The 17,217-nt window shown below is 67.1% G+C and carries 16 protein-coding genes and 2 tRNA genes; 8 read left to right on the plus strand and 10 right to left on the minus strand.

Translation table 11 applies throughout. The annotated features are described in order from the left end of the window. Positions 1 to 84 precede the first annotated feature (84 nt). The 10 genes from FFA01_RS09630 to dnaA form a co-directional block, all read right to left on the minus strand. A tRNA-Ala gene (locus tag FFA01_RS09630) sits at positions 85 to 157 on the minus strand. 40 nt (positions 158 to 197) lie between these two features. After that, positions 198 to 271 (minus strand) — tRNA-Ile (locus FFA01_RS09635). Positions 272 to 355: 84 nt separating this feature from the next. Beyond that, positions 356 to 763 (minus strand): DUF3566 domain-containing protein, encoded by a 408-nt coding sequence (locus FFA01_RS09640; RefSeq protein WP_146855508.1) that lies wholly within the window; start codon positions 761 to 763, stop codon positions 356 to 358. Then, on the minus strand, positions 756 to 3,425 hold the full coding sequence (gyrA, locus tag FFA01_RS09645) for a DNA gyrase subunit A (protein WP_146855510.1): 2,670 nt from the start codon (positions 3,423 to 3,425) through the stop codon (positions 756 to 758). Before gyrA ends, FFA01_RS09640 begins: the two co-directional genes overlap by 8 nt. 76 nt (positions 3,426 to 3,501) lie before the next feature. Next, on the minus strand, positions 3,502 to 5,475 hold the full coding sequence (gyrB, locus tag FFA01_RS09650) for a DNA topoisomerase (ATP-hydrolyzing) subunit B (protein ID WP_146855512.1): 1,974 nt from the start codon (positions 5,473 to 5,475) through the stop codon (positions 3,502 to 3,504). Positions 5,476 to 5,640: 165 nt separating this feature from the next. After that, on the minus strand, positions 5,641 to 6,210 hold the full coding sequence (locus tag FFA01_RS09655; protein WP_244289785.1) for a DciA family protein: 570 nt from the start codon (positions 6,208 to 6,210) through the stop codon (positions 5,641 to 5,643). Further along, positions 6,207 to 7,520, minus strand: a complete 1,314-nt coding sequence (gene recF, locus FFA01_RS09660) for a DNA replication/repair protein RecF (protein WP_146855514.1) — start codon at positions 7,518 to 7,520, stop codon at positions 6,207 to 6,209. Before recF ends, FFA01_RS09655 begins: the two co-directional genes overlap by 4 nt. Before the next feature lie 16 nt (positions 7,521 to 7,536). Beyond that, positions 7,537 to 8,424: a phosphogluconate dehydrogenase (NAD(+)-dependent, decarboxylating) gene (gene gnd / locus FFA01_RS09665; RefSeq protein ID WP_146855515.1), complete on the minus strand. Its 888-nt coding sequence runs from the start codon at positions 8,422 to 8,424 to the stop codon at positions 7,537 to 7,539. A gap of 54 nt (positions 8,425 to 8,478) precedes the next feature. Then, positions 8,479 to 9,627, minus strand: coding sequence for a DNA polymerase III subunit beta (gene dnaN, locus FFA01_RS09670; RefSeq protein ID WP_146855517.1), 1,149 nt, complete (start codon positions 9,625 to 9,627; stop codon positions 8,479 to 8,481). 493 nt (positions 9,628 to 10,120) lie between these two features. Continuing rightward, complete coding sequence (gene dnaA / locus FFA01_RS09675; protein ID WP_146855519.1) at positions 10,121 to 11,536, minus strand: chromosomal replication initiator protein DnaA; 1,416 nt, start codon at positions 11,534 to 11,536, stop codon at positions 10,121 to 10,123. 364 nt (positions 11,537 to 11,900) lie between these two features. Between dnaA and rpmH the strand changes: the two genes are divergently transcribed. The 8 genes from rpmH (at position 11,901) to FFA01_RS09715 (ending at position 17,180) form a co-directional block, all read left to right on the plus strand. Then, the gene (rpmH, locus tag FFA01_RS09680; protein WP_043595303.1) at positions 11,901 to 12,038 is read left to right on the plus strand and encodes a 50S ribosomal protein L34; all 138 of its coding nucleotides are present in this window, start codon (positions 11,901 to 11,903) and stop codon (positions 12,036 to 12,038) included. A gap of 9 nt (positions 12,039 to 12,047) precedes the next feature. Continuing rightward, positions 12,048 to 12,383 carry a ribonuclease P protein component gene (rnpA, locus tag FFA01_RS09685; protein ID WP_146855522.1) on the plus strand — a complete coding sequence of 112 codons (336 nt, stop codon included), beginning with the start codon at positions 12,048 to 12,050 and terminating at the stop codon, positions 12,381 to 12,383. After that, a complete protein-coding gene (gene yidD / locus FFA01_RS09690) occupies positions 12,380 to 12,742 on the plus strand; it encodes a membrane protein insertion efficiency factor YidD (RefSeq protein WP_146855524.1) in 363 nt (120 codons plus the stop codon). Before rnpA ends, yidD begins: the two co-directional genes overlap by 4 nt. A 10-nt stretch (positions 12,743 to 12,752) precedes the next feature. After that, on the plus strand, positions 12,753 to 13,709 hold the full coding sequence (gene yidC / locus FFA01_RS09695; RefSeq protein WP_146855526.1) for a membrane protein insertase YidC: 957 nt from the start codon (positions 12,753 to 12,755) through the stop codon (positions 13,707 to 13,709). A gap of 8 nt (positions 13,710 to 13,717) precedes the next feature. Further along, positions 13,718 to 14,293, plus strand: coding sequence for a Jag family protein (locus tag FFA01_RS09700; protein WP_146855528.1), 576 nt, complete (start codon positions 13,718 to 13,720; stop codon positions 14,291 to 14,293). A 21-nt stretch (positions 14,294 to 14,314) separates the two neighbouring features. Next, positions 14,315 to 14,956 carry a 16S rRNA (guanine(527)-N(7))-methyltransferase RsmG gene (gene rsmG / locus FFA01_RS09705; protein ID WP_146855530.1) on the plus strand — a complete coding sequence of 214 codons (642 nt, stop codon included), beginning with the start codon at positions 14,315 to 14,317 and terminating at the stop codon, positions 14,954 to 14,956. A gap of 368 nt (positions 14,957 to 15,324) precedes the next feature. Beyond that, positions 15,325 to 16,227 carry a ParA family protein gene (locus FFA01_RS09710; protein ID WP_244289786.1) on the plus strand — a complete coding sequence of 301 codons (903 nt, stop codon included), beginning with the start codon at positions 15,325 to 15,327 and terminating at the stop codon, positions 16,225 to 16,227. Beyond that, positions 16,227 to 17,180, plus strand: coding sequence for a ParB/RepB/Spo0J family partition protein (locus tag FFA01_RS09715; protein ID WP_146855535.1), 954 nt, complete (start codon positions 16,227 to 16,229; stop codon positions 17,178 to 17,180). The genes FFA01_RS09710 and FFA01_RS09715 overlap by 1 nt, the downstream gene beginning before the upstream one ends. Positions 17,181 to 17,217 lie beyond the last annotated feature (37 nt).

Here is a 17,217-nt window from a genome sequence, read left to right on the forward strand (position 1 = left end):
AGGAGCGGCGGCGCACCGACGAGCACAGACAAGAAATCCCCGCGACCCGACGAAGTCGGGGAGCAGGGAGAGATCCATTTCTTGTGGAGCCTAGGAGAATCGAACTCCTGACATCCTGCTTGCAAAGCAGGCGCTCTACCAACTGAGCTAAGGCCCCGTGTGACTGGGGTTCACCCGCTGGTGGAACGACACGGGAGTGGGGCTAACAGGACTTGAACCTGTGACCTCTTCGTTATCAGCGAAGCGCTCTAACCGCCTGAGCTATAGCCCCCGGACCGTCGTAAAGCCTACAGCACCACGACGGAGTTTCCGAATCGACGGTGCGGATCGCCGCACCGGGACTCGGTGATCCGATTCAGTTGTTGGTGAATCCGACCAGCAGACCACCGGTGACGCGCACGCTCAGGTTGTAGAGCACGGCCACGATGGCGCCGATCACGGTGCCGATGACGACGTTCAGCACGGCGACGACGATCGAGAAGAGCATGACCTGGCCGACGTTGAACGAGTCCTGGATCGAGAAGTTCTGATCGCCCAGGATGTCGCGCAGCAGCTGGTCGAGGTCGTTGAAGATGCCGGTCTGGTTGAGGATCAGCCAGATCAGGAACGTGGCGACCACGGTGATGATGCCCAGGGCCACGGCGATCAGGAACGACAGCTTCACGACCGACCAGAAGTCGATGTAGACCAGCTTCAGCCGCACCTGCTTCGTGCCCGCGGGGCGTTTGGCTTTGCGCTGGAGTCTCTCCGCGACACTACTCATTGTTCGGTTCCTCTCCAGTGGTGCCGTCGTTCAGGGCGTCCGTGGTGGTGTCGTCCGCCTCGACGGCGTCGATCACGTCTCCGGGGCTGACCGCCGGCACGGCGTCGTTGTCACCGACGGCATCGATGACGGCCTCGTCGGACTGTGCCACGAGGTTGCGTTCGGTGTTGCGCGCCACGGCGATGATCCGGTCATCTGCGGCGAACCGTGCGAACACGACCCCCATGGTGTCGCGGCCCTTGGCGGGCACTTCGGCCACCGCAGACCGTACCACCTTGCCACTGGACAGCACCACGAGCACCTCGTCGTCCTCACCGACGATCAGCGCGCCGGCGAGGTCTCCCCGTGCCTCCGCGAGCTTCGCGACCTTGATGCCGAGCCCGCCGCGGTTCTGCACCCGGTACTGGTCGGCGGCCGTCCGCTTGGCGTAGCCGCCCTCGGTGACGACGAACACGTAGCCCTCGTCGTCGGAGACCGACGCCGAGAGCAGCGTGTCGCCCTCGCGGAAGGTCATGCCCTTCACACCCGAGGTCGAGCGCCCCATCGGACGCAGCGAGTCGTTGCTCGCCGTGAAGCGCAGCGACATGCCGTGGCGCGAGACCAGGAGGAGGTCGTCGTCCTCGTCGACCAGCAGCGCCGAGACGAGCTCGTCGTCGTCGCGGAGGTTGATCGCGATGATGCCGCCGGTGCGGTTGGTGTCGTACTCGGTCAGCGCGGTCTTCTTGATCAGACCGTCGCGCGTCGCGAGGACGAGGTACTGGGCGACCTCGTAGTCGCGGATGTCGAGCACCTGCGAGATCTGCTCGTCGGGCTGCATGGCGAGCAGGTTCGCGACGTGCTGACCCTTCGCATCGCGGCCGGCCTCCTGCAGTTCGTAGGTCTTGGCCCGGTAGACGCGGCCCTTGTTCGTGAGGAACAGCAGCCAGTGGTGCGTCGTCGTCACGAAGAAGTGGTCGACGACGTCGTCGGCGCGCAGCTGCGCACCGCGCACGCCCTTCCCGCCGCGGTGCTGGCTGCGGTAGTTGTCGCTGCGGGTGCGCTTGACGTAGCCGCCGCGGGTGATGGTGACGACCATCTCCTCTTCGGGGATGAGGTCCTCGACGCTCATGTCGCCGTCGAAGCCGAACATGATCTCGGTGCGGCGGTCGTCGCCGAACTTGTCGGTGATCTCGGTGAGCTCGTCGCTGACGATGGTGCGCTGACGCTCGGGCTTGGCGAGGATGTCCTTGTAGTCGGCGATCTCGCGCTCGAGCTTGTCGGCGTCGTCCTGGATCTTCTGGCGCTCGAGGGCGGCCAGACGGCGCAGCTGGAGGTTGAGGATGGCCGAGGCCTGGATCTCGTCGACGTCCAGGAGGTCCATCAGGCCGGCCCGCGCCTCCTCGACGGTCGGGGATCGGCGGATCAGCGCGATGACCTCGTCGAGCGCGTCGAGCGCCTTGAGGTAGCCGCGCAGGATGTGCGCGTCGGCTTCGGCCTTCTTCAGGCGGAAGCGCGTGCGGCGCTGGATGACGTCGATCTGGTGGTCGACCCACGCCGAGATGAAGCCGTCGAGCGCGAGGGTGCGGGGCACGCCGTCGACGATCGCGAGCATGTTGGCGCCGAAGTTCTCTTGAAGCGAGGTGTGCTTGTACAGGTTGTTGAGCACGACCTTGGCGACCGCGTCGCGCTTGAGCACGATGACGAGACGCTGACCGGTGCGGCCCGAGGTCTCGTCGCGGATGTCGGCGATGCCCCCGACCCGGTTGTCTTTCACGAGCTCGGCAATCTTGATCGCGAGGTTGTCGGGGTTGACCTGGTACGGCAGCTCGGTGACGACGAGGCAGGTGCGGCCCTGGATCTCCTCGACGTTGACCACGGCGCGCATCGTGATCGAGCCGCGGCCCGTGCGGTACGCGTCCTGGATGCCCTTGACGCCGAGGATCTGAGCCCCGGTCGGGAAGTCCGGCCCCTTCACGCGCTGCATGAGCGCCTCGAGCAGCTCCTCACGGCTGGCCTCGGGGTTCTGCAGGTACCACTGCGCACCCGACGCGACCTCGCGGAGGTTGTGCGGCGGGATGTTCGTCGCCATGCCGACGGCGATGCCGACCGATCCGTTGACGAGGAGGTTCGGGAACCGGCTCGGCAGGATCGCGGGCTCCTGCGTGCGGCCGTCGTAGTTGTCCTGGAAGTCGACGGTGTCCTCGTCGATGTCACGGACCATCTCGAGGGCCAGCGGAGCCATCTTGGTCTCGGTGTACCGCGGGGCGGCCGCACCGTCGTTGCCGGGCGAGCCGAAGTTGCCCTGGCCGAGCGCGAGCGGGTAGCGGAGGCTCCACGGCTGGACCAGACGCACCAGCGCGTCGTAGATGGCCGAGTCGCCGTGCGGGTGGAACTGCCCCATGACGTCGCCGACGACGCGCGAGCACTTCGAGAAGGCGCGGTCGGGGCGGTAGCCGCCGTCGTACATCGCGTAGATCACACGACGGTGCACCGGCTTGAGACCGTCGCGCACCTCGGGCAGCGCACGGCCCACGATGACGCTCATCGCGTAGTCGAGGTACGACCGCTGCATCTCGAGCTGGAGGTCGACCTGCTCGACGCTGTCGCGCTTGAGCGCCGCCGCGAACGTGGGGGTGCCCTCGGCGTCGGTGCCCTCGGGGGTGTCTGTCGGCTCGTCGGCCATGATTCTCCGTCTGTCGTGGTCTGCCCCGGTCCGGTCCGCGGGGCGCGGACGTCCTCCGGATCACCGGAGGCGCGCGTCAGATGTCGAGGAAGCGGACGTCTTTCGCGTTCTGCTGGATGAAGTTGCGGCGCGATTCGACGTTCTCGCCCATCAGGGTGTCGAAGATCGTGTCGGCGGCGGCGGCGTCCTCGAGGGTCACCTGCAGCAGGGTGCGGGTCTCGGGATCCATGGTGGTCTCCCAGAGCTCCTTGTAATCCATCTCGCCGAGACCCTTGTAGCGCTGGATGGCGTTGTCCTTCGGGATGCGCTTGCCGGCGGCGCGGCCCGAGACGAGCACCGCGTCGCGCTCGGCGTCGCTGTAGACGTACTCGTGCGGGGCGTTGCTCCACTTGAGCTTGTAGAGCGGCGGCTGCGCGAGGTACACGTAGCCGAGATCGATCAGCGGACGCATGTACCGGAACAGCAGGGTCAGCAGCAGGGTCGTGATGTGCTGGCCGTCGACGTCGGCGTCGGCCATCAGGACGATCTTGTGGTACCTCGCCTTGTCGGGGTTGAAGTCCTCGCCGATGTCGGCGCCGAAGGCCTTGATCATCGCCTGGACCTCGTTGTTGCCGAGGGCGCGGTCGAGGCGGGCCTTCTCGACGTTGAGGATCTTGCCGCGCAGCGGCAGGATCGCCTGGGTCTCGGGATTGCGCCCCTGCACGGCGGAGCCGCCGGCCGAGTCGCCCTCGACGATGAAGATCTCGCTGAGCGACGGGTCCTTGCTCTGGCAGTCCTTGAGCTTGCCGGGCATGCCGTTCGACTCGAGGACGCCCTTGCGGCGGGTCTGCTCGCGCGCCTTGCGGGCGGCCATGCGAGCCTGCGACGCGAGGATGCCCTTGCGGACGATCTCGGTGGCCTGACGCGGGTTGCGGCCGAACCAGTCGGTGATCTGGTCGAAGGTGATCTTCTGCACGAAGGACTTCGCCTCGGTGTTGCCGAGCTTGGTCTTCGTCTGGCCCTCGAACTGCGGCTCGCCGAGCTTGATCGAGATGACGGCGGTCAGACCCTCGCGGACGTCGTCGCCGGTGAGGTTGTCGTCCTTCTCCTTGAGCAGCTTCTGCTCGCGCGCGTAGCGGTTGACCAGCGTGGTCAGCGCGGCGCGGAAACCCTCTTCGTGGGTTCCGCCCTCGTGGGTGTTGATGGTGTTCGCGTAGGTGTGGACGCTCTCCTGATAGGAGGTGTTCCACTGCATCGCGACCTCGAGCGAGATCTTCTTCTCGGTGTCCTCCTGCTCGAAGGCGATGATGTCGTCGTGGACGGTCTCGACCTTCTTCACCGTGTTGAGGTACTCGACGTAGTCGACGAGGCCCTTCTCGTAGTGGAAGACGTCGTGACGGGCCGTGGCGTCGTCCTCCTGGACGCGCTCGTCGCTGAGCTCGATCCGGAGGCCCTTGTTCAGGAAGGCCATCTGCTGGAAGCGCGTGCGGAGCGTCTCGTAGTCGAACTCGACGGTCTCGAAGATCTCGGCGTTCGGCCAGAAGGTGATGGTGGTGCCGGTGGTGTCGTCGGCCTCGCCCTTGGCGAGCGGCGCGACGGGCACGCCGTCGGTGAAGCTCTGGCGGTAGACGTTGCCCTGGCGGCGCACCTCGACGTCGAGCTCGCTCGAGAGCGCGTTGACGACCGAGCTGCCGACGCCGTGCAGACCACCCGAGACGGCGTAGCCGCCGCCGCCGAACTTCCCGCCGGCGTGCAGCACGGTCAGGACGACCTCGACGGTCGATCGACCCTCGACGGGGTGGACGTCGACGGGGATGCCTCGACCGTTGTCGACGACGCGCACGCCGCCGTCCTCGCGCATTGTGATCTCGATGTGGTCGCAGTGGCCGGCGAGGGCCTCGTCGACGGAGTTGTCGACGATCTCGTAGACGAGGTGGTGCAGGCCGCGGGGGCCGGTGGAACCGATGTACATGCCCGGTCGCTTCCGGACGGCCTCGAGACCCTCGAGCACCTGGATCGCACTGGCGCCGTAGGTGTCGTCGGGCTGGGCGTCGGTGGGATTCGGTGACATGTGCGTGCAGGCTCCTGCCGTCTGAGACGAGGTCTGTCACGCTGCCCACGACCCGTGTCGAATGGCTCACGCGCGACCTTCCGAGTCTACCGCAGGCCCGTCCGCGACGGGGCGAAATCCGCCCACAGAGGGATTTTCCGCGCCCTCATGGACGATTCACCCTCGTCACCCGTAGGTATCGCGAGGACCACGCCCTGGAACCGATCTGGGACCGCGTTTCCAGGTAGGGGCGTTGGGTGCCAAGAATCGCACCGACTGGATGCCCGCGTCGGGGTAGCGCTGGACGATGGTCGTCGTGACCTGTCCGCGCATCAGCCGCAGCTGGGTCGCCCACGCCGTCGAGTCGCACTGGACCGTGAGCGTGCCGTCGTCGATCGACACCGGGTGGGAGTGCCCGGACAGCTCGTCGCCGACCAGGGCGGGCCACGCCTCCATCAGCTCGGACTGGGCCAACGGCGAGTTCCAGCCCATCTCGGTCGTCACGCTCGCGAGCACGTCGGCGATGCCGCGGGGCTCTCGCCCGGTGCCGAACGGCTGGCTCGGCGAGCCGAGCTTGATCGCCTTGCGCCGTCGACCGTCGCGCGATCGACCGTTCGGATCGCCGAACACCCGCCGGAACCGCAGGTACACCCGCTGCGCCTCGTCGTCGGGCGGGGTCTCCACCGCAGCAGGAGGCGCGGTGTCGGGCACCGGGGATCCCGCGGCCGTCGACTCGTCGCCCTCGACACCGCTCACGAGGGATCCTCGTCGCCGTCGGCACGGTCGGCGGCGGTTGCGTCGGACGTCGCGTCGACAGTCTCTTCAGAGGTCGCCTCGACGGTCTCGGCGTCGGACCCGCCATCGGATCCGCCGTGCGTCGGGACGGCAGGAGGCGCGGTGTCGGCTGCGTCGTCGACGATCGTCCCCTGCTTGATGCGGACCGTGTGCGCTTTGAGCCTCTGCGGCACGTCGCCCTCGACGGCCGCGGTGATCAGCACCTGCTCGTAGCCCGCGACCTCGTCGGCGAGGCGTTCGCGTCGGGAGCCGTCGAGCTCGGCGAAGACGTCGTCGAGCACGATCACGGGGTCTCCGGTCGACGAGCCCGAGCGCACGACGGCCGCCGAGGCCAGCTTGAGCGCCAGGGCGAACGACCACGACTCGCCGTGACTGGCGTAGCCGCGGGCCGGCAGCCCGTTGAGCGAGAGGAAGAGGTCGTCGCGGTGCGGCCCGACCAGGGTGAGGCCCCGGTCGAGTTCGGAGGGACGGACCCGGGCGAGCGCCTCGCGGAACACGTCGGGGACCTGCTCGGCCGCGATGGGCTCCTCGGGGGCGTCGGCCGCGGCCGCCGTCTCGTCGTCGGGCACGGACCCGCGGATGCTCAGCACCGTGGAGAGCCGGGCGGCGTGGTCCTCGCCGGCGACGGCCGCGTAGGCGCGGGCCACCTCGGGAGCGAGGTCGGCGGCGAGGCGATCTCGCGCGACGATGAGCTCGCTGCCGAGCGCGACGAGCCGTTCGTCCCAGATGTCGAGGGTGCCGAGCTGGCCGGCCTTGACCCCGCTCGCGCGCGCCGACTTGAGGAGGGTGTTGCGCTGTTTCAGCACGCGGTCGTAGTCGGTCTGCACACCCGAGAAGCGCGGCGACCGGGTGACGAGCAGCTCGTCGAGGAATCGGCGACGGCCCGACGGCTCGCCCCGCACGAGCGCGAGGTCTTCGGGGGCGAACAGCACGCTGGTGAAGTAGCGCGGCAGCTCGCGCGGCTTGATCGCGCCGCGGTTGATCTGGGCCCGGTTCGCCGACGACCGGTTGATCTGCACCTCGGCGAGGAGCTCGCGGCCGTCGGCCTCGAGGCGCGCCCGGACGATCGCCGAGTCGGTGCCCTGCCGGATGAGCGCCGCGTCGCTCGAGACCCGGTGCGAGCCGAGGCTGGAGAGGTAGCCGAGCGACTCGACCAGATTGGTCTTGCCCTGGCCGTTGCGGCCGACGAAGAGGTTCGGCCCGCGCGCGAGGCCGACTTCCGCGGAGGTGTAGTTCCGGAAGTCGGTCAGACTGAGATGCAGTACTCGCACGCGGGCCGGAGAGGCGCTAGGCCTTCTTGACCGCGTGGCCACCGAACTGGTTGCGCAGCGCGGCGACGGCCTTCATGGTCGGCGAACCCTCGCCCTGACGCGAGACGAAGCGCGCGAAGATCGAGGCGCTGATCGTCGGCATGGGCACGGCGTGGTTGATCGCCTCTTCGAGGGTCCAGCGGCCCTCGCCGCTGTCTTCGACGTAGCCGGAGATCTCGGCCAGCTTGGGGTCGGACTCGAGGGCCAGGACCATGAGCTCGAGCAGCCAGGAACGCACGACGGTGCCGCGCTGCCAGGCCTTGAAGGTCCCGGGGACGTCCTTGATGAGGTCCGAACGGGCTTCGAGGAGCTCGTAGCCCTCGCCGTACGCCTGCATGATCGCGTACTCGATGCCGTTGTGCACCATCTTGGCGTAGTGGCCCGCACCGGTGTCGCCGGCGTGGACGAAGCCCTCCTCGCGGGGGCCCTCGGGGCGGAGCGCGTCGAAGATGGGCTGCGCGAGGGCGACGTTCTCGGCGGAGCCGCCGACCATCAGGCCGTAGCCGTTCTCCTTGCCCCAGACGCCACCGGACACACCGGCGTCGATGTACTTGATGCCCTTGTCGCCGAGCAGCTTCTCGTTCGCGAAGTCGCTGGTGAACTTCGAGTTCCCGCCGTCGATGACCAGGTCGCCCTCGGAGAGCTCCTTCGAGAGCTCCTCGATGACGCCGGCGGTGATGTCGCCGGCGGGGACCATGACCCAGACGATGCGGGGGCCGGGCAGACCCGCTGCGAGGTCGGCGAGCGTCGCGACGTCGGAGACGGCGGGGTTGGCGTCGTAACCGGTCACCTCGATGCCCTTGTCGCGGAGGCGGGCACGCATGTTGTTGCCCATTTTGCCGAGACCGACGAGGCCGATGTGCATGAGTTTCCTTTGTTCGTGGGAGGCGCGGGTGGGCGCCTGCATCGTGTCGCGCGTCTAGCGCAGGAGGAGGTTGGGCTGCAGCAGGTACTTGTAGCTGTCAGCCCCTGCCTGGTCCTTGGACGACTGACTGGTGATCAGCACGGGACCGGGCTTGTTCGGGTTCTCCGTCTTGGTGAAGGAGATGCGGACGAACTCGGAGTGAACCGCTCCGAGGCCGTCGAGGAGGAACTGCGGCTTCAACGAGACCACCGTGTCCTCTCCCGTCAACAACGCATCGATCGACTCTGACGCCTGCGCTTGCTCACTGCCGATGGCCTCGAGGGTGAGGCCGTCGATGGTGAACGTGAATCTGAGGGCCGCCTCGCGCTCGAGCACGAGCGAGACGCGGCGGACCGACTCGACGAGCTCGGCCGTGTTGATCACGGCGTAGTTCTCGACGGTCTCGGGGAAGAGCCGTTTCACGGGCGGGAAGTTGCCCTTGATCAGCAGGGAGGTGACGGTCTTGTTGCCGGCCTGGAAGGCGATCAGCTCGCGGTCGTCCGTGCCGGTGATGGAGACCGAGACGGTGCTCGCACTGCCGAAGGTCTTGCCGACCTCCTGCAGGGTGCGGGCAGGGACGAGAGCGGTGGTCGTCTCGGTGCTGGCGGCGGTGCCGGGATCGAAGTCGATGCCGCGGACCGCGACGCGGTAGCGGTCGGTCGCCACGAGCGAGAGCGCGTTCTCGGTGACCTCGAGCTGGACGCCGGTGATGACGGGGGTGACGTCGTCGCGGGACGCGGCGACGGCGACCTGCGACACGGCGAGGGCGAAGCGGTCGCCGGGTACGACGCCGGAGCGGTCGCCGACCGTCGGCAGGGTCGGGTACTCCTCCACGGGCATGCTCAGCAGCGAGAAGTTGGCGGAACCGCAGCTCACGGCGATGCGGTTCTCGTCTGTGGAGAACGTGACCGGGGCGTTCGGCAGCCTGCTCGCGATGTCGGCCAGGAGGCGACCCGAGACGAGGATCGTGCCCGGTTCGTCGACCTCGGCGGGGATCTGCGTCTGAGCGGAGACCTCGTAGTCGAACGACGAGAGCGTGAGGCCGTCCGCATGAGCCTCGATGAGCACGCCGCTCAGGATCGGGAGCGTCGTGCGCTGGGGAAGGAGCTTCACCGCGAACGAGACGGCATCGCTGAAGACGTCACGGTTGACCTGGAACTTCACGCGGGGACCCCTATCGACTACCTGCTCGTGGATGGCCGGTTAATACTGGCACAGCATTCAGACCCCTGGTCCCGGGGTCCGGACCGCCCTCGACCTGTCCACAAGGTTGTCTCCTGATCAATTTCTTGTAATGAGGATTAACAGTCTTAACCGTTGTGCACAGTGTGGATAACCTGTTAAAAACCCCGCGGCCAGAGGGAACTACAACCGTGTGACTTGTGCACTCGATGTGGATCGGGGTGGCGAAGTCCCGGACGACCAGGGGTGGGTCGAGGTGTCGTTCCCACAGGGTCCTGTCATTCGTGAACAACCGGCCCCCACGTTATCCCCAACTTTCCACAGGTTATCCACACTGTGGGATCGTTCGGTCGTCTAGCGACCTCGAGCGCGCCTCCTGGGGCCCGGAGGGACGACGAACGGGCGCCGACCGAGGGTCGACGCCCGTATGGACGGTGCTGCCGGGAGGGGCGGACCTCGCCCCTCGACCGAGCGCTTATTTGTAGCGGGTGTCCTGCTTGATGCGGCTCGTGAGCTCGGTCACCTGGTTGTAGATCGACCGGCGCTCCTTCATCAGCTCGCTGATCTTCTTGTTCGCGTACATCACCGTCGTGTGGTCGCGGTTGCCGAACAGCTGGCCGATCTTGGGGAGCGACAGACTGGTCAGCTCGCGACAGAGGTACATGGCGATCTGTCGGGCGGTGGCGATCGCCTGCGACCGCGACGAGCCGTAGAGGTCGTCGACCGAGAGCTTGAAGTAGTCGGCCGTGTGATTGATGATGTCGACCGGCGCGATGATGTTGTCCTCGTCGAGCGTGATGAGGTCCTTCAGCACCGTCTGCACCAGCGCGAGGTCGACGGCCGTGCGGTTGAGGCTGGCGAAGGCCGTGACGCGGATCAGCGTGCCCTCGAGCTCGCGGATGTTGCTCGACACCTTGGTCGCGATGAACTCGAGCACCTCGTCGCGGATCTGCAGCTTCTCGCTCTGCGCCTTCTTGCGGAGGATCGCGATGCGCGTCTCGAGGTCGGGCGCCTGGACGTCGGTGATCAGACCCCACTCGAAGCGCGAGCGCATGCGGTCCTCGAAGCCGGTCAGATGCTTCGGGGGCAGGTCGCTGGTGATGACCAGCTGCTTGTCGTGGTCGTGCAGCGTGTTGAAGGTGTGGAAGAACGCCTCCTGGGTGCTGTCCTTCCCCTGCAGGAACTGGATGTCGTCGATCAGCAGGATGTCGATCTCGCGGTACCGCTGCTGGAACAGGCTCGACCGGTTGTTGGCGATCGAGTTGATGAAGTCGTTCGTGAACTCCTCGCTGCTGACGTAGCGGACGCGGATGCCCGGGTACATCGTCTCGGCGTAGTGGCCGATGGCGTGGAGGAGGTGCGTCTTGCCCAGTCCGGACTCGCCGTAGATGAAGAGCGGGTTGTACGCCTTGGCCGGCGCCTCGGCCACCGCGACCGCGGCGGCGTGGGCGAAGCGGTTGGACGCCCCGATGACGAAGTTGTCGAAGCTGTACTTCGGGTTCAGCCGCGAGTCGTTGCGCTTGCCCGTCGTGGGCGACTCGACCGGGGTCGGCACGAAGGGCGCCTCGATGTAGTGGGCCGGCTCGGTCTGCTCGGGTTGCTGGGTGAGCGTGTCGGGCGTGATGTCGGGGTTCACCGTGATGGCGAAGCTCGCGACGGAGTCGTCGCCGAGCGCGGCGATGGACTCGAGGAGGGGACCGCGGATGCGCTGCTCGAGCATCCCCCGGGTGAGATCGTTCGGCACCTCGAGGTAGAGGGTGCCGCCGAGCACGCCCTTCGGCTCGACGAGGCTGATGAACCCGTGGAGCTGCGGAGTGATCCGGTCGTCCGTCGTCAGGGTCGCCAGCACGGACCGCCAGAGGTCCTGGACCGGATCGACGGTGTTCGCCACGAGGTTTCTCTTTCTGCCGGTGATCTGCTGCTGGGCGCGCCGGGCCCGGTGGGGGCCGCGACTTCTCGGCGGACCGACTTATGCACAGCTTTCTCCACGGGTCGGCGGTGGCCGATTCGCCGGGGAGAGGTGCTCGATCCCCGTAACTACGCGGATCTGGAGCGGGAGATACCCACCCTAGTTCGGAAGAGTATGTCTTCTGCAATCGGAGTTTTCAACACTGTGGATAAACGGCTCGCAGACTGGCGTTTGACCGCAGGGCCGATGCCGCGTACTTTTAATCAGTTGATTTCAGCCAGTTGGGCTGTACAAGACTTCTCGGATCATGGCAGCAGGCCAGGTCCGCATCCCTGGAGAAAACACCATGAGCAAGAGAACGTTCCAGCCGAACAACCGTCGCCGCGCCAAGAAGCACGGCTTCCGTGCCCGCATGCGCACCCGTGCGGGTCGCGCCATCCTCGCCGCTCGTCGTGGCAAGGGTCGCACCGAACTCTCCGCGTAGTCGCACCCGGTGTTGGCCAGAGCCAACCGGATCGTCCGCGCAGACGACTACCGAAACACCGTGCGCCGTGGCCGCAAGTCGGCCACGGCGCATTCGGTCGTCTACGTCCGTCGTCGTGACGACGACGCGATCCGGTTCGGCTTCATCGTGGCCAAGACCGTCGGCAACGCCGTGGTCCGCAACACCGTGCGGCGTCGGCTCAAGGGCGTCTGCCACGAGCTGCTGCCGGGCATGCCCGCGGGGACGGACATCGTGATCCGCTCCCTGCCAGGCAGCATCGACGTTTCCTGGTCTACCCTGCTGAAGGACATCTCAGGGGTCGTCGACAAGGTCGTGAAAGCGTGAGAGAACTCGTACTGTTCGTGGCGTTGCTTCCTCGCAACGCGGCGATCGTCGTGCTCCGCGCCTATCGGGCGGTCATCTCTCCCCTCTACGGCGAGGTCTGCCGGTACCACCCCTCGTGCTCGCGGTACGCGCTCGAGGCGATCCAGCGGTACGGCGTCGTCGCCGGCTCCGCCCGGGGCGCCTGGCGGATCGCGCGGTGCAACCCCTGGTCCGCGGGCGGGATCGACGATGTTCCCGAGCCTCGAACACAGAACTTCTCGATCACGGGCTTCGGCTTCGTGATCCCCCGCCGCCCCGAACGAGCCGAGGCTCCGACCGGAACGCGCGGACTCCTCGTACAGAGCCACGGAAAGGGCTGACCCGAACACCATGGGCTTCATCGACACCATCCTCTGGCCCCTCAAGTGGGTCGTCGAGGCGATCCTCGTCGGCTTCCACGAACTGCTCACCGGTGTGGGCATGGGGTTCGACTGGGGCGGAACCTGGGTGCTCTCGATCGTCGGCCTGGTGCTCGTCGTCCGCGCGCTGCTGATCCCGATCTTCGTCCGTCAGATCAAGAGCCAGCGGCGGATGATGGAGATCGCGCCCCGGCTCAAGAAGATCCAGGACAAGTACAAGGGCAAGCGAGACCAGTTCAGCCGCGAGGCCATGTCGCGCGAGACCATGGCGCTGTACAAGGACACCGGCACCAACCCGCTCAGCTCCTGCCTGCCGCTGCTGATCCAGATGCCGATCTTCTTCAGCCTGTTCTCGGTGCTGCAGAACGCTCAGCGCGAGGGCGTCGGCGTCGGCCTGCTCAACCAGGCGCTGTCCACCTCGTTCGGCGAGGCCACCCTCTGGGGTGCGCCTCTGAAGGAGACCTTCCTCAGCGCCACCACCTGGGAGGTCCGCCTCATCGCCGCCGGCATGGTCATCGTCATGACCGCGTCGCAGTTCATCACCCAGCTGCAGATCGTCTCGAAGAACATGTCGCCCGAGACCAAGGCGAGCCCCATGTTCAAGCAGCAGCGCATGCTCCTCTACGTGCTGCCCCTCGTGTTCGTCTTCTCGGGTCTGTCGTTCCCCCTCGGCGTCATGTTCTACTGGCTGACCTCGAACATCTGGACGATGGCCCAGCAGTTCATCGTCATCCGCAACATGCCGACGCCCGGCAGCGAGGCCGCTCTGGCCCGCGAGGAGCGACTGGCGCGCAAGCAGCAGCGCAAGGGTCTGCCCACCATCACGGTCACCGAGATCGAGTCCGCCCCGGCCGTCCCGAAGACGACCCAGCGCACCCAGCCCGTGGGCAAGAACCGCGCCAAGAAGCAGAACGGCAACAAGAAGTGACGAGCGAGATGGACGACACCGACGTGACCAGCACGCAGCCCGACGCGGCGAACCCCTCCCCCGAGGAGGCACGGGGCGACGACGCGACGACCGCACCGTCCGAGACCGACGGCCCCCGCGCCTCCTCGGCCTCCGAGGTCGACGAGGGCGAGATCGCCGCCGACTACATCGAAGAGCTGCTCGACATCTGCGACTTCGACGGCGACATCGACATCGAGGTCCGAGCCGGTCGTTCGTACATCTCGGTCGACTCCAGCGGTGAGGGCAACCTGCGCGTGCTGTCGAAGCCCGACACCGTCAACGCCCTGCAGGAGCTCACCCGGATCGCGGTGCAGACCAAGACCGGCGAGTTCTCGCGGTTGATCCTCGACATCGGCGGATCGCGGGCGACCCGCGAGGCCGAGCTGGGCGCCATGGTCGACCGTGCCGTCGAGAAGATCGAAGAGGGAGCGACCGCCGCGTCGCTTCCGCCCATGTCGTCGTACGAGCGCAAGCTGGTCCACGACATCGTCGCGGCTCGTGGCTTCACCTCGGAGTCCGAGGGCGAAGGTCGCGACCGCCACACCGTCATCACCCGCGCCTGACGACGCCCGTCGTCTCCCCCGATGCCTGACTTCAGTACCCTCGAGCCCGAGCCCGCCGTCGCGGCCGAGATCTTCGGCGACCGCATCGACGTGGTCCGGCGGTACGCGGCCGACCTCGCGCAGTACGGCGAGGAGCTCGGCCTGATCGGGCCGCTCGAACTGCCGCGCCTGTGGACGAGGCACATCGTGAACTCCGGTCTGGTGGCTCCGCTGCTCGTCGACGGCCGCATCGGCGACGTCGGCTCCGGCGCCGGCCTCCCGGGTCTGGTCCTCGCCGCCGCCCGACCGGCCGCGACCCTCGTGCTGATCGAGCCGATGGAGCGTCGCACCGACTGGCTGCGTGCCGAAGCCGATCGCATGGGACTCACCAACGTCGAGATCGTCCGAGCCCGCGCCGAGGAGGTCGAGCTCGACGGCTGGCTGGATCAGGTCACGGCCCGCGCGGTGTCGGCTCTGTCGAAGCTGATCCCCCTGACGGCCCCGCTCGTGAAGACCGGCGGCCAGCTCATCCTGATGAAGGGCGCGAAGGTCGGCGCCGAGGTGGACGCGGCCCGCAAGGTCATCGCCAGGAACCACCTCGTGGACGTCGAGGTGCTCGAGCTCGGTGTCGGCCTCGTCGACGACGCCGAGATCACTCGCGTCTTCCGGGCCACTCTGGCCTGACCGTCGACTGCTCGACGCGGCTCGCGTCGCTCACGGAGGGGGGCGGACGCCGGAACCGGCTCCACAGGAGCCGATCTGAGCGTCGGAGGTTCGCGGTGCCCGAGCGATTCCGACGATCGGGCGCTGAGATCGCGTTCTGATCCCCTTCTACTGACGGCGTGTCTCATCTGACGGTGATAAGGGGCTTGATCAGCAATTACGTCCTTCGACATGACTTCGGTGCTCGCCACGGCGGCTTTGTCGGTCGCGCAAGCTAAAGTTGAGCCCGTGCCCGCCAGTCGTGCCGCCGAGTGCGGCCCGCGACTGTTCCCCTCGGGCGGCATCCACGTTGTTCCACGTGAAACATGGCGATTCGGAGAATCCATCCGGTGAGTTCCTCCACTGACTACGACGGCACCACTCCCCTGGCGCGGGAGCTGGCCGACCTCAACCGGCGGAAGGCGGCGCTGTCTCGAGCGCCTCTTCCCCCTCCCGCCGAGACACGGGTCCTCACCGTGTCCAACCAGAAGGGCGGCGTCGGCAAGACGACGACGACCGTCAACCTGGCGGCAGCACTCGCCCGGAGCGGGGCCCGTGTCCTGGTGATCGACCTCGATCCCCAGGGAAACGCCTCCACCGCCCTGGGTGTCGACCACCGCGCTGACACTCCCAGCGTCTACGACGTCATCGTCAACGACGGGAACATGGACGACGTCGTCCAGCAGAGCCCCGAGTTCGAGACGCTGTTCTGCATCCCTGCGACCATCCACCTCGCCGGCGCCGAGATCGAGCTCGTGTCGCTCGTCGCCCGGGAGCAGAGGCTCCGGACGGCATTGGAGGCGCACCTCCAGCGGACCGAGGCGGCCGGTCAGCGCTACGACTACGTCTTCATCGACTGCCCGCCGTCGCTCGGGCTCCTGACGATCAATGCCTTCGTCGCTGCAGGAGAAGTCCTGATCCCGATCCAGTGCGAGTATTACGCCCTCGAGGGTCTGAGTCAGCTGCTGCGCAACATCCAGCTGATCGAGAAGCACCTCAACCCCCGTCTGGCCGTGTCGAGCATCCTCCTGACCATGTACGACGGACGCACCAATCTCGCGCAGCAGGTCGTGGCCGATGTGCGCGAGCACTTCCCCAAGGAGGCGCTCACGACCCTCATCCCCCGCTCGGTGCGCATCAGCGAGGCGCCGGGCTACGGGCAGACCGTCATCAGCTACGACCAGAACTCCCCCGGCTCGATCTCGTACCTCGAGGCGGCCGCCGAACTCGCACACCGAGGAGCACCCCAGTAGTGGCTACCAAGAGAACCGGACTCGGGCGCGGAATCGGCGCCCTCATCCCCGTGAACGACGACTCGCAGGGTCGCCCTGTCGACGTGTTCTTCCCGACCGCGCAGCAGACCGCGGAAGACCTCGTCGCGGTGCCCGGCGCGCGACTCGCGAACCTCAACCCGCTCGACATCGTCCCCAACGCCCAACAGCCCCGGACGGAGTTCCGCCAGGAGGAGCTGTCGGAGCTCGTCACGTCCATCCGCGAGGTCGGCGTCCTGCAGCCGATCGTCGTGCGACCCCTCCCCGCCAAGGGCGGGAAGTCGTCGGCTCCCGTCCAGTACGAACTGGTCATGGGCGAGCGTCGACTCCGAGCGACCAAGGAGCTCGGCCTGGCGACGATCCCCGCGATCGTCAAGGACACGGCCGACGACGCGATGCTGCGTGACGCTCTGCTCGAGAACCTGCACCGGGCGGAGCTCAACCCGCTCGAAGAAGCGTCCGCCTATCAGCAACTTCTCGCGGATTTCGGAATCACCCAGGACGAGCTCGCCACCAAGATCGGTCGGAGCCGGCCGCAGATCACGAACACGCTGCGTCTGCTGCGTCTTCCGGCCAGCGTGCAGCGGCGTGTGGCGTCCGGTGTCCTGTCCGCAGGTCATGCGCGAGCGATCCTCTCGACCGGTGACCCGGTTCTGATGGAGCGTCTGGCGGAGAAGATCGTCAACGAGGACCTCTCGGTGCGTCAGGCCGAGGCGATCGCTGCCGGCACTCCGGGCAAGCCCAAGACGACGCGGACGGCAGGACGTCACCAGGCGCACCTCGACGAGATCGCCGAGGGGCTGGGCGACCGTCTCGAGACTCGCGTGAAGGTCAATCTGGGTGCCCGGAAGGGATCGATCACGATCGACTTCGCCACCATCGACGATCTCAACCGGATTCTGGGTGAATTGGGCCAGGAAGCCGTCCTCGATTAGGTCGGCAGTCGACCACGTAGCTGGTTTCACGTGAAAC

This window comes from Frigoribacterium faeni, from assembly GCF_007988805.1.
GTDB lineage: Bacteria > Actinomycetota > Actinomycetes > Actinomycetales > Microbacteriaceae > Frigoribacterium > Frigoribacterium faeni.

What these genes read in the sequence shown, in the direction of transcription:
- gyrB (WP_146855512.1), bottom strand. Translation starts at nt 5,475, where the DNA reads ATGTCACCGAATCCCACCGACGCCCAGCCCGACGACACCTACGGCGCC.
- FFA01_RS09640 (WP_146855508.1), bottom strand. Translation starts at nt 763, where the DNA reads ATGAGTAGTGTCGCGGAGAGACTCCAGCGCAAAGCCAAACGCCCCGCG.
- yidC (WP_146855526.1), top strand. Translation starts at nt 12,753, where the DNA reads ATGGGCTTCATCGACACCATCCTCTGGCCCCTCAAGTGGGTCGTCGAG.
- rsmG (WP_146855530.1), top strand. Translation starts at nt 14,315, where the DNA reads ATGCCTGACTTCAGTACCCTCGAGCCCGAGCCCGCCGTCGCGGCCGAG.
- FFA01_RS09700 (WP_146855528.1), top strand. Translation starts at nt 13,718, where the DNA reads ATGGACGACACCGACGTGACCAGCACGCAGCCCGACGCGGCGAACCCC.
- rpmH (WP_043595303.1), top strand. Translation starts at nt 11,901, where the DNA reads ATGAGCAAGAGAACGTTCCAGCCGAACAACCGTCGCCGCGCCAAGAAG.
- gyrA (WP_146855510.1), bottom strand. Translation starts at nt 3,425, where the DNA reads ATGGCCGACGAGCCGACAGACACCCCCGAGGGCACCGACGCCGAGGGC.
- gnd (WP_146855515.1), bottom strand. Translation starts at nt 8,424, where the DNA reads ATGCACATCGGCCTCGTCGGTCTCGGCAAAATGGGCAACAACATGCGT.